This is a genomic window from Cryobacterium sp. Y50 (assembly GCF_002929805.1).
In the GTDB taxonomy this organism is placed as follows: domain Bacteria; phylum Actinomycetota; class Actinomycetes; order Actinomycetales; family Microbacteriaceae; genus Cryobacterium.
On the sequence record NZ_PJJM01000095.1, the window covers coordinates 64,140 to 79,001 of the forward strand.

Genomic DNA, 14,862 nt, shown 5'->3' on the forward strand with positions numbered 1-14,862 from the left:
CGGGCCGCGTCCAGGCCGTTGAGCAGAGACCCGCCGCGCCGCGCCGCGCACACCACGCTCACGCGACAATCACCTCGAGCCCGGCCTCGGCGAAAGCGGCCAGCTGCTCGGCCGATATGCCGGCGTCGGTGATGAGCGCGCTGAACTGGTCGAGGGCGTTGAGGGCGGCGAAGGCTACACGTCCGATCTTGCTCGAATCCGCCACGAGCACCGCTCGGGTGGCCCGCCCGGCCATGAGGGTGTTGACGGCGGCTTCGCGCTCGTCGTTCACCGTGGCCCCGAGTACCGGGTCGATGCCGTTCACCCCGATGAACGCCAGATCGAGGCGCACCTGGGTGAGCACCGATTCGGCGTAGGCGCCGACCAGCTCGTAGGAGCGCGCGTGTACGACTCCGCCGGTCACCACGGTCTTGATCTGCGGCCGCATCGCGAGTTGCGCGGCAATATTGATCGCGTTCGTCACGACCGTGAGGTTGGCGTGCGGGCTGGCCTGCGCAATATCCGCGCGGGAACTCAGCACACCGGCAATTGCGGTACTGGTCGTGCCGCCGCAGAGCCCGACGATATCGCCGCGGGTCACGAGTGCGCTCGCCGCCTGGGCGATCTGCAGTTTCTCGGGCGCATGCCGTTCCTGCTTGTAGCGTGCCGGCAGGTCGTAGGCGACGGATTGCCCGATCGCACCGCCGCGCGTGCGGGTGAGCAGCTGCTGCTCGGCGAGGGTATCGAGGTCCCGGCGCGCGGTCGCGGCAGACACTCCGAGCTTGGTGATGATGTCATCGACCTCAACCTGCCCCGAATCGGCGAGCAGGTCGAGCACGGCGGCGAGCCGTTCGGCGCGGTTCATGGTCGCTCGCTTTCGTGAAGGGTCGGATCATCAAGAGACGCTCGGGCGCCAGCAAATTGCGCGGACTGCGCGGTCGCTATGGTCGGGGAGTAGGCCGCTGCAGACGCCTCGACCTCCAATGCCCCGCGCGCCCGCAGCGCCGCCCCGAGTAACCCGGCGTTTTCGCCAAGCAACGCCGGCACGATAAGCGGATGCCGGTGAAAGCTCAGCAGCGCGTTCACCCGTTCCCGAAGCGGTTCGAACAGGGCAGGCCCGGCCTGAGCGAGCCCGCCGCCGATCACAATCGCCTCCGGCGCGAGCACTGCGGCGAGTTGGGCGATGGTCACCGCCAAGGCATCGAGCGCCTCGGTCCAGACCCGCTCGGCAGCCGGGTCGCCGACCGCCACACGGGCAAGCACGAATCGCGCGCCCGCCGGGGGCGTGCCGGTCAACAATCCGTAGCGGCGCGAAATGGCGCCGGCGGAGGCGAGTGTTTCGAGGCATCCGTTCGCGCCGCACGCGCACGGCAGGCCGTGCGGCTCGACGATCGAGTGTCCGAGCTCGCCGGCGAACCCACCGGCGCTGTGTGGACGGCCGCCGAGAAACAGCGAGCAGGAGAGCCCGGTGCCGATCACGATAACGATTACATCGGAGAATCCGTGCGCGGCTCCGAGCGCGAACTCGGCCGCGCCGGCCGCCCGCGCGTCGTGTGAGAAGGAGGCTGGCAGCCCCAGCCGCGCACCGGCCAGTGTCTGAAACGGAATTTCGGTCCAGTTCAGATTGACGGCGCGGTGCACGATTCCGACGGAGTCGTCGATGATTCCGGGGGCGATCAGGCCGACCGCCTGCGGGGCGACGCGCGGAAAATTACTGATCAGGGCGTCGGCGAGCTGTTGCACCTGGTCGAGTACGGCATCCGCTGTGCCGTCGGGCGATACCGCGGTCGGGGCCCGGCGCACCCCGATCAGGTTGCCATCTGCGTCGACCAGGGCGCCCTTAATGTCGGTGCCGCCGATGTCGAACGCGAGCACGGGGGCGCCGGGCCCAAGTAGAGGGGTCATAAGGGGTCCGAAATTGATTGATACTGATCGAAAACGAGGCTTCTCAATCACTGTAGTCGTTGACAACACCGCGTCAACGCGCCTACTCTGAACTCACGGCAATTATGCAAACGACTTGCATAATGCTCACCACGACGTGAGAGAGATATCGCCATGGCACTGTCCGGACACCACGAACGTGAAATGCTCGCTTTTCGCCGCCGCAATTCCGCCGCCTGTATCGGCGCTCTGCGCGACCACGGCGTGCTCACGGTCAGTGAACTGGCCCGCATTACCGGCCTCTCCCGACCCACCGTCGAATCGATCGTCGCCGACTTCGAAACCCACGGCCTGGTCACGCACGAGCAGCAGGCGGCCACCGCTACCAAAGGCCGCCCGGCCCGCCGGGTCGCATTCAACGCCTCCGCCGGTTACGTCGCCGGCATAGATCTTGGGCTGCACCGCGTCACAGTGCTGATCAGCGACCTCGCCGGCACCATCGTCGGTACCGCGCTCCATGACATCGACACCGACATCACCGGATCCGAACTCATCAGCCTCGCCGCCGCGACCCTCAAACGGGCGCTCGCCAGACTTGACGCGACCCGGCTCGCCGCTGTCACGGTCTGCATTTCGGGCATAGTAGATGCCTCCGGCCGAGTCCTGCAGAGCAACGTGCTGCCCGAATGGAACGGACTCGGCCTGTCCGCGAGCCTCAGCCGGCAGTTGGCCTGCCCCGTCATCGTCGAAAATGACGTCAACATGGCCGCTCTCGGCGAGCTGCACGCCGGTGCGGCGCAGAACGCCGACGACGTCGTGTTCATCATGGTCGGGCACCGCGTGAGCGCCGCCATCATCCTCGGCGGAGCGCTGCACCGCGGCCGAAACTTTGCCGCCGGCGAGGTCGGCGACCTCGAATCCACCGGCTGGGGCTACCAAGACGTGCACGAGACGAGCGTGCTCGGCGCGTTTCTCGGACGTGACCCGGAAGAGGTCTTTGCCGCAGCACAGGCTGGTGACGCGGACGCCCTGCAGCTGGTCTCCCGGTTCGCGCACCGCATTATCCGCGGCATCGCCGTCGTCGGGCTGACCGTCGACCCCGACGTCATCGTGATCGGCGGCGGGCTCTCCGTCGGGCCAGTGCTGCTCGGTGTGCTGCAGGCCGAACTTGCCCGCCTGGTTACCCGCAGCACGCAGCCGCCGCTCGTCTCGTCGGCCCTCGGCCGCAACGGCGTCGCCCTCGGTGGCCTGGTGCGGTCCCTCGAAGTCCTCTCGGAACGCCTCTACGGCTCCACCGACATCACCGTGCCGCGGTTCAGTTTGCCCGCCATTGGCTCCATTCAAGCTGATGCCGCCGCGTCCGGAGTCGCGAATCCTGACGCCGCGGACTTCGGCACCAGTGCCGCCACGACTGAGCCGGGCGTGACTGGGCCGGCCGCAGCCGAGTCCGTCACCTTCGGTGCCCGCCTGGCAACCTACGCGGCCAGTGCAAACGCCACCGCCACCCACTCACTTTCCTGACCATCCATCACACACAGCAGGGGATTCCCATGAGAAAAATCACCAGACTGGCGCCACTGGCGCTCGTCGCCGCACTCGCTCTGACCTCGTGTTCGGCACCGGCAGCATCCGACGAAGCAGTCACTGAAGACTCGCAAGCATCGATCAGCTACGCCATCTGGGACGAGAACCAGGTTCCGGCACTCGAGGCGAACATCGCCGCGTTCAACGAGATCTATCCGAACATTGAAGTGAAGATCGACATCACTCCGTGGGCGCAGTACTGGACCAAGCTGCAGACCCAGGCCTCCGGCGACACCCTGCCCGACGTGTTCTGGATGAACGGCCCCAACTTTCAGCTCTACGCCGCCAACGACCAGCTCGAGCCGATGACCAACCTCATCGACGACGGCACCGTCGACCCGGCCAACTACGTCGAGGTGCTCAATGACCTCTACTCCTTCAATGATCAGCAGTACGGCATGCCCAAGGACTTCGACACGGTCGCCCTCTGGTATAACAAGGTGATTCTGGCCGAGGCCGGCGTTGACATTCCCGACGACACTTGGACCTGGGAAGACTTCGCCACCGCGGCAAAAACCGTGAGTGACACCCTCGCTGACCAGGGCATCTACGGCGTTGCGACCGGCCTGACCGGAGGCCAGGAAGGCTACTACAACACCATTTTGCAGGCGGGCGGCAGCATCCTCTCTGAAGATGGGACGACCAGCGGCTATGACGATCCGAAGACGATCAAGGGTCTGCAGTTCTGGGCCGATCTCATCGCTGACGGTTCGAGCCCGAGCCTGCAGCAGCTCTCCGACACCCCGCACAACGCCTGGTTCACCAGCAGCAAGACCGCATTCTTTTGGTCGGGCACCTGGAGCGTCGCCGAACTCGCCGCCGCGAGCAACACCCTCGACTTGAACGTCGCCCCGCTGCCGCAGGATGAGAAGCAGGCCACTGTCATTCACGGTCTCGCCAACGTCGTCTCGGCGGGCAGCGAGAACAAGTCGGCCGCGCAGGCCTTCCAGGCCTACCTCGGCACCGAAGAAGCGCAGACCCTGCAGGCCGAAATGGGAGCGGCCAACCCCGCCTTCATCGGTGCCGGCCAGGCCTTCCTCGACTCGGTCGAACACTTCGACCTTGAGGTCTTCATCGATGAAGCCGACAACTATGCCTACCCGTTCCCGGTCTCCAAGGACACCGCGGCCTGGACCACGATTGAGAACGAGCTGCTGCCGCAGGCATTCTCCGGCACCCGCACCGTCGAAGACGTTGCCAATGAGCTGGCCACCCGTATGAACAAAGCGCTGGCCGCAGAATGACCCTGCGCACCGGGAGCACGGTCGGCGAGAGCCGTGCTCCCGTCGACCGCCCGGTGCCTGTATCGGCAAGACCACCAAAGAAGCAGACAAGTTTCGATGGCTACTGGCCGTGGCTGTTCGTGCTGCCCACCCTGCTCGGCGTGCTCGGCTTCTACATCTGGCCGATAGTTCAGACCGGCTACCTGAGCTTCACCGAAACCGGCCCGTTCGGCGGTGAAGAATTCGTCGGACTCGACAATTACCAAACTATGCTTGCCGACGGCAATGTCGGTCAGGCGTTGATCAACACCCTGATCTACACGGTCATCGTGCTCGCGGGCATTCCGATCGCGCTGCTCATGGCCAACCTGGTCAACCAGCCAGGGCTGCGCTTCGCCTCCTTCTACCGTGTGCTGTTCTTCATGCCCTATATCGCCATGCCCACCGCGGTCGCCCTGGTCTGGCGCATGATTTACAACGGTGATTTCGGCATCCTGAACTGGATGCTCTCCCTCGTCGGAATCGACGGCCCGTACTGGACCTCCACCCCAGGCTTCGCGATTGTCTCGGTCGGCATCGTGGGCATGTGGGCCTCGCTCGGATTCGGCATCATCATTCTCGGCGCCGCGCTCAAAAACATCTCGCCCGAATATTATGAGGCGGCGCAGCTCGACGGCGCCACCACATGGAAACAGTTCACCTCGATCACCGTGCCACTCGTCACGCCGAGCCTGTTCTTCGTCACGATCATCTCGGTGATCAACGGGTTTCAGCTGTTCGATCTGCTCTACGCGATCATGGGCCAGTACAACCCGGCCCTTGTGCAAAGCCAGTCGCTCGTCTACATCTTCTACAACCAGGCCTTCATTCAAAACGACAAGGGCTATGCCGCCGCGATCGGCATGCTGATTCTCGTGGTGATCGGCATCGTCACCTTCTTTCAATTTCAAATGCAGAAGAAGTGGGTGAACTATGTCTAAAGAATCTTTGTCCCCGGCCCAACAGGGCACGAACAGCGTGCGCGCGCACGTGCTGCTCGGCGTGATCGGCTTCATCATGGTCTTTCCGTTCATCTGGCAGCTGATCATCTCGCTCTCCACCAACGACCAGGTGATGAGCGTGCCGCCCACCTTCTGGCCCGGCGAGCTGCAATGGGGCAACTTCGTTGACGTGTTCACCAAGCTGCCGTTCTTCGACCAGTTCGGCGTCTCGGTCGGCATCACCGTCATTCGCGTGATCGGCCAGGTCATGCTGTGCTCAATGGCCGGCTACGCCTTCGCCCGCATGCGTTTTCGCGGTCGCGGAATCTTTCTCGGTGTCATCCTCTCGATTCTCATGGTGCCGCCGCAGGTGTACCTGATTCCGCAGTTTCAGATCATCCAGAACCTCGGCCTGCTCAACACCATCCTCGGCATCGCGCTGCCCGGCATCTTCAGCGCCTTCGGCGTTTTTCTGATGCGGCAGATCTTTCTCGGGCTGCCGCTCGAACTCGAAGAAGCCGCCCGGCTCGATGGCGCCAACCCGTTCCAGATCTTCTACAAGATCATGCTGCCGCTCGCGACTCCCGGAATCAGCGCCCTCATCATCATCACCACCCTGTGGTCGTGGAACGATCTGCTCTGGCCGCTCGTCGTCACCACCTATGCCGAGAAAATGCCTCTTTCGGCTGGCCTCGCCACTCTGGTCGGCAGCATCACGACCGACTACCCGGTCATGATGGCCGCGAGCGTGCTCGCGATGGCGCCCGTGCTCATCCTCTTCATCATGCTGCAGCGCCGCGTCGTCGAGGGCCTCGCCTTCAGCGGCTCGAAGTAGTGCTCCTCTTATATATGTCAGGACTTCTCGTGAACATTGGCCTCATCGGCGCCGGCGGCATCACCCACGTGCACATTCCGGCCTGGCTCGCCCTCGGCGCCCGGGTTACCGTCTTCTCGCTCGAGGGCGCCGCCGCGGTCGCCGCGCAGTACGGCATTGACGCGGTCGACTCACTCGACGAGCTGCTCGAGCGCTGCGACGTCGTCGACATCTGCACCCCCACCCCCACGCACTATCGCCTGGCCGAGCGTGCCCTACGCGCCGGCAAGCACGTCATCTGCGAAAAACCGATTGCGCTCTGTGCAGCGGATGCCGACACCCTCGCCGAACTCGCCGCCTTCGTCGGTAAGCAGCTGCACCCGGCCCACGTCGTGCGCTATTTCGCCGAGTATGCCCTCGCCCACAAGGCGGTCGGAGCCGGAACCATCGGCGAGCCGGCCATTTTGCGCTTCAGTCGCATCGGCGAGTTTCCGGCCTGGGCCAGCTGGTTCGCCGACGAGGCGCAGTCCGGCGGAATCGTGCTGGACCAGATGATCCACGACCTCGACATCGCCCGCTGGATCGCCGGCGAGGTCATCGAGATCTACGCTGTCAAGCACGTGGCGAGCGGATGCGAGACCGCGCAGGTCGTGCTCACCCACGAAAGCGGCGCGCTCAGCTACGTCACGGGAGTCTGGGGCGCTCCCGGCACCACCTTCGCCACCTCGTTCTCGATCGCCGGCTCGAAGGGAGTGCTCAACCACGATTCTAAATCAGATGCCTCGCTCCGATTCGATCTCGGCGCCCCGTTACCGGGAGCTCACTCTCAGCGCCCGGACACGTCGCTCGGCGAAAGCCCGTACCTGACCGAACTGCGCGAGTTCGCCGCGGCCATCGAGGGTGGAGCCGCCCCGCGGGTCAGTCTCGGAGATGCCAGTCGCGCGGTGGAGCTCGCCGTCGCCGCGAACGAGTCGATCGCCTCCGGGCGCAGCGTGTCCGTCATTCGTCACGGGGTGTCGGCATGAGCGGTGCAGCCACCGACGGGCGAAATGTCGGCGCGCCGAGGACCTCGCCGGTAACCGACCAGGCCGCGCCACAGCTTCCACTTGTCGACGCTGAACGCCCACTGCGGGTCGCCCTCATGTCCTTCGCGCACGTGCACGCGGACGGCTACGCACGTCTGTTGCAGGCGATGCCGAACGTTGAACTGCGCGCCTCCGATCCCGACGGCGACAAAGAGCAGGGCGAGCGGCGCGGACTAGACCTCGCGAACGACCTCGGCCTGACCTACGTCGACAGCTACGCCGAACTGCTCGACTGGCAGCCCGACGCCGTCATCGTGACGAGCGAAAACACCCGGCACCGTACACTCGTCGAAGCGGCCGCAGGGGCCGGGGCCGCCGTATTGTGCGAGAAGCCGCTCGCGACCACTCTTGAGGATGCCCTCGCCATGCAGGCGGCCTGCGATGCGGCCGGCGTGAGTCTGATGACGGCCTACCCGGTGCGGTTCTCGCCAGCGTTCGCACAGCTGCGCGAACTCGTCAAAGCCGGCGGACTCGGCGCGCTGCTCGCGGCGACCGGCACCAACAACGGGCAGATTCCAATCGGCGATCGGGCGTGGTTCACGGACCCGGCGCTGTCCGGCGGCGGCGCCATGGTCGATCACATCGTGCACGTCGCCGACTTGCTCGACGCCCTCACCGGCCTCGCTCCCGAGCGCGTGCGAGCCGTGTCCAACCGCATTCTGCACGCCGAGAAGCCCGAGGTGCGCGCCGAAACCGGGGGGCTGGTGACTATTAGCTACACCGGTGGCTTCGTCGCGACGATCGACTGCTCGTGGAGCCAGCCCGACACCGCGCCGACCTGGGGCGGGCTGACCCTCCAGATCGTCGGCACGCAGGGCATTGCGGACATTGATCCGTTTGCGCAGCACGTGGGCGGCGTCGGGCCTGATGGTGCAGTGTTTCTGGGGTACGGCACTAACACCGACGAGCTGCTTCTGCACGAGTTTTTGCACGCGGTGCGCACGGGACGAGCGGGGCAGCCCGACGGGGCTGCTGGCATCCGCTCGCTGAAAATTGTGCTCGCTGCACAGGAGTCGGCGCGCACGGGTGAGGTTGTGTCCGTCAGGTAAACAACGCGACCGGGTTTACCTCGATAACTGAGATTACGTCATAAGCGCAGGATATGCCCGGCTGACGGGTAAAAAGTCGCCGGGTGAAAGCAGGTACCAGTTCCGCAACCCGAGTCGGAGGCTACATGTCCGTTCAGTCCGCCCTTGAACGGCGGCAACCCTCGCCCGAAGCCAGCGGCACGGGCGGCAAGTCCGCCACCCGCACCTTTCGTAGCGACATCGAGGGCCTGTGCGAGATCGCCGTGATAGTCGTCATTTTCGATCACCTGATCGGCTGGCCGTCCGGCGGATTCATCGGCGTCGACATCTTCTTTGTCAGCTCGGGCTTTCACATCACGAGCCTGCTGCTCAAGGAACACGCCCGCACGGGCCGCATCTCGCTCGTCGATTTCTACCGCCGTCGGGTCCGCCGCATCCTGCCGGTGTCGCTGCTCGTGCTCGTCGTCACGGTGGCCATCGGCTACCCTGCTGCTACCGAGTGCCCGCGCTCTCAGCACCCTCCGGGATGGCGTCTCCTCGTCACTTTTCGTGGCTAACTGGCACTTTGCCGCCGGAGGCACCGACTACCTGCAGGCGACCAACGCTGTGTCCCCGCTGCAGCACTACTGGTCGCTCGCCATGGAAGAACAGTTCTACTTCTTCTGGCCGTTTGTGATCATCGTTATCCTCACCCTGGCCGACCGTCGCACACTGAACGCCCGCGCCCTAATCACGACCGTGGCCGTCAGCACCGGCTTCATCACCCTCGGCTTTCTGGCCTGGAGCTTCTTCGAAACCTTCACGAGCAGCGCCATCGCCTACTTCTCTACCGGCGCCCGCGCCTGGGAACTCGGCATCGGGGCCCTCCTCGCTGCCTCAGCCCCCGGCATTGCCAAATTACTGGCGACACTGCGCCCCGTGCTGGCCTGGCTCGGCCTCGCCCTCATCGTGGTCAGCCTCGTGTTGATCAGCCGAGACTCACCGTTCCCTGCCCCATGGGCTCTGCTGCCCGTCGCGGGAAGCACCCTCATCCTCGCTGCCGACATTGGATCCTCCGAACAGCGCCTGCTCTTTCCCCTCACCAATCCAGTGAGCCGCTACATCGGCAAGATCTCTTACTCCCTCTATCTCTGGCACTTTCCGGTGGTTATTCTGCTCGCCACAGTCTTCGCGACCAACTCGCCGCGCTACCTACCGCTTGCCCTCATGCTCATGGTCGCCCTCTCGGTGTTCTCCTTCCACTTCGTCGAAGATCCCATTCGGCACTCGCTCTGGCTTGAAAGTCGGCAAACCCGTCAGCGAGAACGGATGCGCCGCCCCGATACCCAGCACCGCTCCGGCATCACCCCGGCCAAGGCCTGGATCGGCGCCCTCGTTGCTGTCACCCTCGTCGCTATCACCCTCGTCGCTGTCACCCCCGTCATCGTCTCGATCTTCTTCGTTGCGTTGAAGTCCCGCACGTCCGAACCGTGCGCCGATGCCGCGCCGATCGGTGCGAACGTCAATCTGGGTGTGGAAGCTCCCACCGAACCCGCCACCGAAACCGCCACCGAACCCGCCACCCTGCAGGCCACCCTGCAGGCCACTCGGCAGGCTGCCATCACCGCGGCGCTGGCGAATACGGCCTGGCCCGAGGCGACGCCTGCGTTCGACGCGCTCGGTGACCATTCCGGCGCGCCGGAATGGGTCGACGACAACTGCCTCTCGCTGAGCGAGAAGAACGCCGCCAGATGTGTCTACGGCGACCCAGCCGCGACCCAGCCGCGACCCAGCCGCGGCCCAAACCGCGGTGCTGCTCGGCGATTCCATGGTGATCAGCTACATGCCGGCCATTCGCGCCGCGCTCGAACCGCTCGGCGACAACGTGCAGTCGCTCACCATGTTCTCCTGCCCGGCTGTGACATTTCGGTCGCTGCCACGAGCGCCTCCGATGCGTCCGCCGCCAAGTGCGACGACCACCACGCCTGGGTCTACGCCAAGATCGCTCGTCTGTCGCCCGACCCCGTGCTCATGTCGAGCCTCGCCGGACCCCTCGTGCGCCTCGCCAGCGGCAACGAGGAATCCGAAGCCCTCACTGAGTGGCAGAGCGCTACGGCCGCCACGATCACTGCGCTGCAGGAGTCAACCAAGCACGTCGCTATACTCTCACCGCCGCCGGCCAGCACTTCGTGCGCGAGGCGAGCACTCAGCTCGGCCCGCTGCTCGCCGCGGCCCTGTTCCCGCCCGTGGCCTAGTGCGGCCGCGCCAGGTCGCGCCGCCCGTGGCCGCGCTCGATATCGGGCGCCGCGCCACGGTGACCGGCATAGCGTTGACCGGCATAGCGGTGACCGGTGTAGCGGCTGCCCGGATCGGGCGCGCTCATCCGCAGTGCGCGTGATGGGGCGCTCGCCTCGGTAGCCCCGCGTTCGCGCGACGGAACGCTGCACGCGCGAGCGGATGGTGCTACCGCGAACCAGTCGCGCCAGCAAGCCTTGGCACCGTATGCAGCAAAATACCGCGCTATCGAGCGTACGGAGCCGTTCAGTGCTCGCGCGGCCGAAACTCGCGCGGCCAGTCGCTCGCGCGAATGCGCTTGATCTCCTTGACCGCGCCGATCGTTCCCCACTCGTCCCGGCCGAGCCGCGACAACGGTCGCAACTTCTCAACGAGCGGATGCCCGCCATCCAGCATCGCAGACGACACCGCGACGTGCGTCACCTCGCCGAAGACGAGCGTGCAATCGCCCAGTTCGAGCGTGGAGTGCAGTCGGCACTCGATCGCCGCGGGGGACTCGGCCACCCGCATCGATGAAACGGTCAGGCTCGGCTCGCGGGTCAGCCCGGCGCGGTCGAACTCGCTCTCCGCCGGCCCGAAGTCGGTCCCGGTCGCATTCACTTCCTCGAACAGCGATTCCGGCGTGAAATTCACCACGAAGTCCCCGGTCTCAAGGATATTGCGCACGGTGTCCTTGACGCCCACCGAGGTGAATTGCACGATCGGCGGCGAAACGGATGCCACGGTGAAGAATGAATGCGGCGCCAGGTTGTCGACCCCGTCTGCCGAATGGCTCGACACCCAGGCAATCGGCCGCGGAACCACGAGAGAGTTCAGCAGGCGGTAGAAGTCGCGGCGGGCAAGGTCTCGGGGATCGAAGTCAGTACGCACTCGCTCAGGCTAACAACTCGCCCGCATCCCCGGCCCCGCTCACACCGACCGGCCCCTCTACGATCGATAGAGTGGCCTGATGCCTATCCTTCCCCGTCTGGTGGCCTTCGACCTCGACGATACCCTCGCGCCGTCCAAGTCAGCGCTCGACCCGTCCATGATCGAACTGCTGGTGAAGCTGCTCGGCGTCACCGAGGTTTGCGTCATCTCCGGTGGTCAGTTCGGCCAGTTCCAGGCGCAAATCATCGACAACCTGCCCGAGATCAGCCCCGATCTACTCGCCCGGCTGCACCTGCTGCCCACCTGCGGCACCCAGTACTACCGCAGCGGCCCCCAGGGCTGGACGCAGGTCTACGCCGAAAACCTGACCGACGAGCAGAAGACCCGGGCCCAGGGCGCCGTCGAACAGACCGCGCGCAGCCTCGGTTACTGGGAGAGCGACACCTGGGGCCCCATCCTCGAAGACCGCGGCTCGCAGATCACCTTCTCCGCGCTCGGCCAGGCCGCCCCGGTTGCCGCCAAGATCGCCTGGGACCCGACCGGGGAGAAGAAGAACACCCTGCGGGAGGCCGTGCAGACCCTGCTGCCCGACCTTGAGGTGCGTTCGGGTGGGTCGACTTCCGTTGATATCACCCGGCAGGGCATCGACAAGGCCTACGGAATGAAGCGGCTGGCCACCCTCACCGGGGTCGACCTCGACGACATGCTGTTCGTCGGCGATCGCCTCGACGAGAACGGCAATGACTATCCGGTCAAGGTTCTCGGCGTCGAGTGTATCGCCGTCGCAGGCTGGCCCGACACCGTCGCCCTGCTCGAAGACCTCATTCCCCGCTACGCCGCCGTCTGACCGCCCCCGGTAGTGGCCGGGGCGGTCAACCTTCCGCCTGCTCGCCCCGTGGCTAATTCAGGAAGACTGATGCAGGTAGATGCCGCGGCCGCCGAAATACGCGGGGCGCCACCCCCGTCCCGGCAGATTTCCTGAATTAGCCACGGGGGCTGCTCATCAACCGCGGCCACGAGGTCGTTACCGCAGTAGCTTTGCCCCGATTCACGGCCTCTCCCGTTGGAGCAGACCGTTTTGGCCGGGCTGACCGCCCCTGCAACCCGACCCGAGATTCCATCCTGAGTTTTTCTCGTGTACATTTCGTCTGTGAAAGAGATACAGGCCACCGAAAACCGTGAGTGGATCGACTTCGCCAAGGGCGCGGCGATCATCCTCGTCGTGCTCTACCATTCGGCGTTGTTTCTCAACGATCTCGGCCTGGCCGGCAGCACCCCGCGGCTGCGCCTGGTGCTCAGCTACTTTCCTATGCCGGTCTTCTTTTTTATCGCGGGCCTCACCGCCCGGCGCATGCTTACCTGGAACCTACACGACCTGTGGCGGCGCCGGCTGCTCACTCTGGTCTACCTGTACCTGCTCTGGTCGATCATTCGCGTGCTGTTCTACCTCGTCGTGCCGCACCTGCGCGGAACCGAACGTTCCCCGACCGACTTGCTCAACATTGCCCTCCTGCCAGTCTGGCCGACCAGCAGCTACTGGTTCATCTGGGCCCTCGCCGTCTTCACCCTGCTCGCCTGGCTGCTGCGCAAATTGCCGATCAGCGTGCAGGTCGCCCTCGCCGCGCTGGTCGCCGCAGCGTCCACGACACCAAACCTGCTCGACCTCGACAATGTCGGCTGGGACCGAGTCACCGCCAACTTCATCTTCTTCATCGTCGCGGTCTATTTTTCGCACACCGTGTACCGGCTGGCCGCGCGGGTGCGGGTCTGGCACGCCATCGTGCTGGTTGCGGTCTATCTCGGTCTGGCTGTGCTCCTCGTGCCGTTCCACCTCTCTCGCTTGCCCGGCCTGATCCTGCTCGAAAGCGCCGTCGCCGTGGCCATGGGTGTCGCCCTGGCCACCCTGTTGGTGCGCGTGAAATGGCTGAATTTCATGAACACGCTTGGCCAGTACAGCTTTCAGATCTACCTGCTGCACCTGTTTGTCGTGGCCACCGCCCTCGCCCTGCTCGCCCCGATCGCCGAGGCAGCCTGGCTGGAATGCGCGGCCAACGCCCTGCCGTTTCTGCTCGCCGCCATCGTGCTCGTCGGCTCGGTCTACCTCGCCAAGCTCCTGCGCCGGTTCTCATTCCTTTGGGTGAGCCCGTTCCGCAAGCGGCAGACCAAATCGGTCTCGCGTCGCGCTCGGTTGAACGGAGACCTGCTGTGACGCCCACCCGCACCGCGCTGGTCGCGGCATCCGTTGGTCTGCTCTTGAGCGGATGCTCAGCCACGCCGATCACGCCCGACCGGTCCTCGCAACCCGGCCCGGTCGTGGTGGAGCACGACCTGCAGTACGGCACGGCCCAGGGGGAGGATCTGATGTTGAACGCCTGCCTGCCCGAGGAGAAGCCCCAGCGTGCCCCGGCCGTTATTCTCATCCACGGCGGCGGATTCGACAGCGGCAGCAAGGATTTTGGCGGCATGACCGCCCTGTGTGAGGAGCTGGCCGGCAGCGGCGTCGCCGCCTTCGCAGTGGATTACCGGCTCGCCCCGAAGTTCGCCTTTCCGGCGCAGGTGAACGATGTCACCGATGCGCTCGAGTGGCTGCGTGATCCGCAGCGAGTCAGGGAATTCAACATCGACCCCGAGCGCATCGGGTTGCTCGGCAGCTCGGCCGGGGCGATCATCGCTTCGTCTATCGCAACCAACGGCTCCGGCAGCCTCACCGAGGGCGACCGGGTTGCCGCTGTCGTAGCACTGTCGCCGGCGGTTGACCTCACCGAGACGGGCCTCAGGCTTGGTCGTCCGTCGAGGCTGGCCGTCGGCTCGATCCTGCAATACCTCGGTTGCAACGACTTCACCTATTGCCCCAACTCGCGCACAGCTTCGCCGCTGTACTCCGTCGACAAGACCGATCCACCGTTTTACATCACTATCTCAAAGAAAGAACTGGTTCCGGTGCAACAAGCCGAGGCTATGGAGGTCGCACTCACGGCCGTCGGCGTTCCCGTCACCCTCGACGTGAAACCCGGTGAACGACACGCTTTGGAGCTACTCGACGAGGCCACTCGAGCGAGTATTCGTCAGTTTTTGATCGACAATCTTGTGAACAGCTCAAAACGAGCTGATTAAATTCTCAATACTGGCAGTCCAAAAGTG

Annotated in this window: 14 protein-coding genes; 11 read left to right on the forward strand and 3 right to left on the reverse strand. The window is 65.1% G+C overall.

Annotated features, from left to right (window positions below; translation table 11 throughout):
* Positions 1-58: 58 nt before the first annotated feature.
* Together CXY73_RS12880 and CXY73_RS12885 are read right to left on the reverse strand one after the other, a co-directional pair.
* Entirely contained in the window at positions 59-844 is a 786-nt protein-coding gene (locus CXY73_RS12880; RefSeq protein ID WP_104138208.1) for a DeoR/GlpR family DNA-binding transcription regulator, read from the reverse strand.
* Positions 841-1,884 (reverse strand): ROK family protein, encoded by a 1,044-nt coding sequence (locus CXY73_RS12885; protein WP_104177933.1) that lies wholly within the window; start codon positions 1,882-1,884, stop codon positions 841-843. Before CXY73_RS12885 ends, CXY73_RS12880 begins: the two co-directional genes overlap by 4 nt.
* A 153-nt stretch (positions 1,885-2,037) precedes the next feature.
* Here CXY73_RS12885 and CXY73_RS12890 point away from each other — a divergent pair, with 153 nt between their 5' ends.
* The 8 genes from CXY73_RS12890 to CXY73_RS23245 all read left to right on the forward strand — a co-directional run bounded on the left by CXY73_RS12890 (position 2,038) and on the right by CXY73_RS23245 (position 10,974).
* Complete coding sequence (locus CXY73_RS12890; protein WP_104177934.1) at positions 2,038-3,384, forward strand: ROK family transcriptional regulator; 1,347 nt, start codon at positions 2,038-2,040, stop codon at positions 3,382-3,384.
* A 29-nt stretch (positions 3,385-3,413) separates the two neighbouring features.
* Positions 3,414-4,691, forward strand: coding sequence for a sugar ABC transporter substrate-binding protein (locus CXY73_RS12895; RefSeq protein WP_104177935.1), 1,278 nt, complete (start codon positions 3,414-3,416; stop codon positions 4,689-4,691).
* Entirely contained in the window at positions 4,688-5,650 is a 963-nt protein-coding gene (locus CXY73_RS12900; protein ID WP_104138197.1) for a carbohydrate ABC transporter permease, read from the forward strand. The genes CXY73_RS12895 and CXY73_RS12900 overlap by 4 nt, the downstream gene beginning before the upstream one ends.
* Positions 5,643-6,485 (forward strand): carbohydrate ABC transporter permease, encoded by an 843-nt coding sequence (locus tag CXY73_RS12905; RefSeq protein WP_104177936.1) that lies wholly within the window; start codon positions 5,643-5,645, stop codon positions 6,483-6,485. Before CXY73_RS12900 ends, CXY73_RS12905 begins: the two co-directional genes overlap by 8 nt.
* Positions 6,486-6,514: 29 nt before the next feature.
* Positions 6,515-7,489, forward strand: coding sequence for a Gfo/Idh/MocA family protein (locus CXY73_RS12910; protein ID WP_199185362.1), 975 nt, complete (start codon positions 6,515-6,517; stop codon positions 7,487-7,489).
* Positions 7,486-8,598, forward strand: a complete 1,113-nt coding sequence (locus tag CXY73_RS12915; RefSeq protein WP_104177938.1) for a Gfo/Idh/MocA family protein — start codon at positions 7,486-7,488, stop codon at positions 8,596-8,598. Before CXY73_RS12910 ends, CXY73_RS12915 begins: the two co-directional genes overlap by 4 nt.
* Before the next feature lie 125 nt (positions 8,599-8,723).
* Positions 8,724-9,134 (forward strand): acyltransferase, encoded by a 411-nt coding sequence (locus CXY73_RS23240; protein ID WP_146071753.1) that lies wholly within the window; start codon positions 8,724-8,726, stop codon positions 9,132-9,134.
* Positions 9,127-10,974: an acyltransferase gene (locus tag CXY73_RS23245; protein ID WP_158254119.1), complete on the forward strand. Its 1,848-nt coding sequence runs from the start codon at positions 9,127-9,129 to the stop codon at positions 10,972-10,974. Before CXY73_RS23240 ends, CXY73_RS23245 begins: the two co-directional genes overlap by 8 nt.
* 123 nt (positions 10,975-11,097) lie before the next feature.
* Here the strand turns inward: CXY73_RS23245 and CXY73_RS12925 are convergent, their stop codons facing one another.
* Positions 11,098-11,721 (reverse strand): flavin reductase family protein, encoded by a 624-nt coding sequence (locus CXY73_RS12925; RefSeq protein ID WP_104138175.1) that lies wholly within the window; start codon positions 11,719-11,721, stop codon positions 11,098-11,100.
* Between the two features lie 79 nt (positions 11,722-11,800).
* Between CXY73_RS12925 and CXY73_RS12930 the strand changes: the two genes are divergently transcribed.
* The 3 genes from CXY73_RS12930 (at position 11,801) to CXY73_RS12940 (ending at position 14,835) form a co-directional block, all read left to right on the forward strand.
* Entirely contained in the window at positions 11,801-12,568 is a 768-nt protein-coding gene (locus CXY73_RS12930) for an HAD-IIB family hydrolase (RefSeq protein ID WP_104177940.1), read from the forward strand.
* Between the two features lie 303 nt (positions 12,569-12,871).
* Positions 12,872-13,930 carry an acyltransferase family protein gene (locus CXY73_RS12935; RefSeq protein ID WP_158254120.1) on the forward strand — a complete coding sequence of 353 codons (1,059 nt, stop codon included), beginning with the start codon at positions 12,872-12,874 and terminating at the stop codon, positions 13,928-13,930.
* A complete protein-coding gene (locus tag CXY73_RS12940) occupies positions 13,927-14,835 on the forward strand; it encodes an alpha/beta hydrolase (RefSeq protein WP_158254121.1) in 909 nt (302 codons plus the stop codon). Before CXY73_RS12935 ends, CXY73_RS12940 begins: the two co-directional genes overlap by 4 nt.
* Positions 14,836-14,862 lie beyond the last annotated feature (27 nt).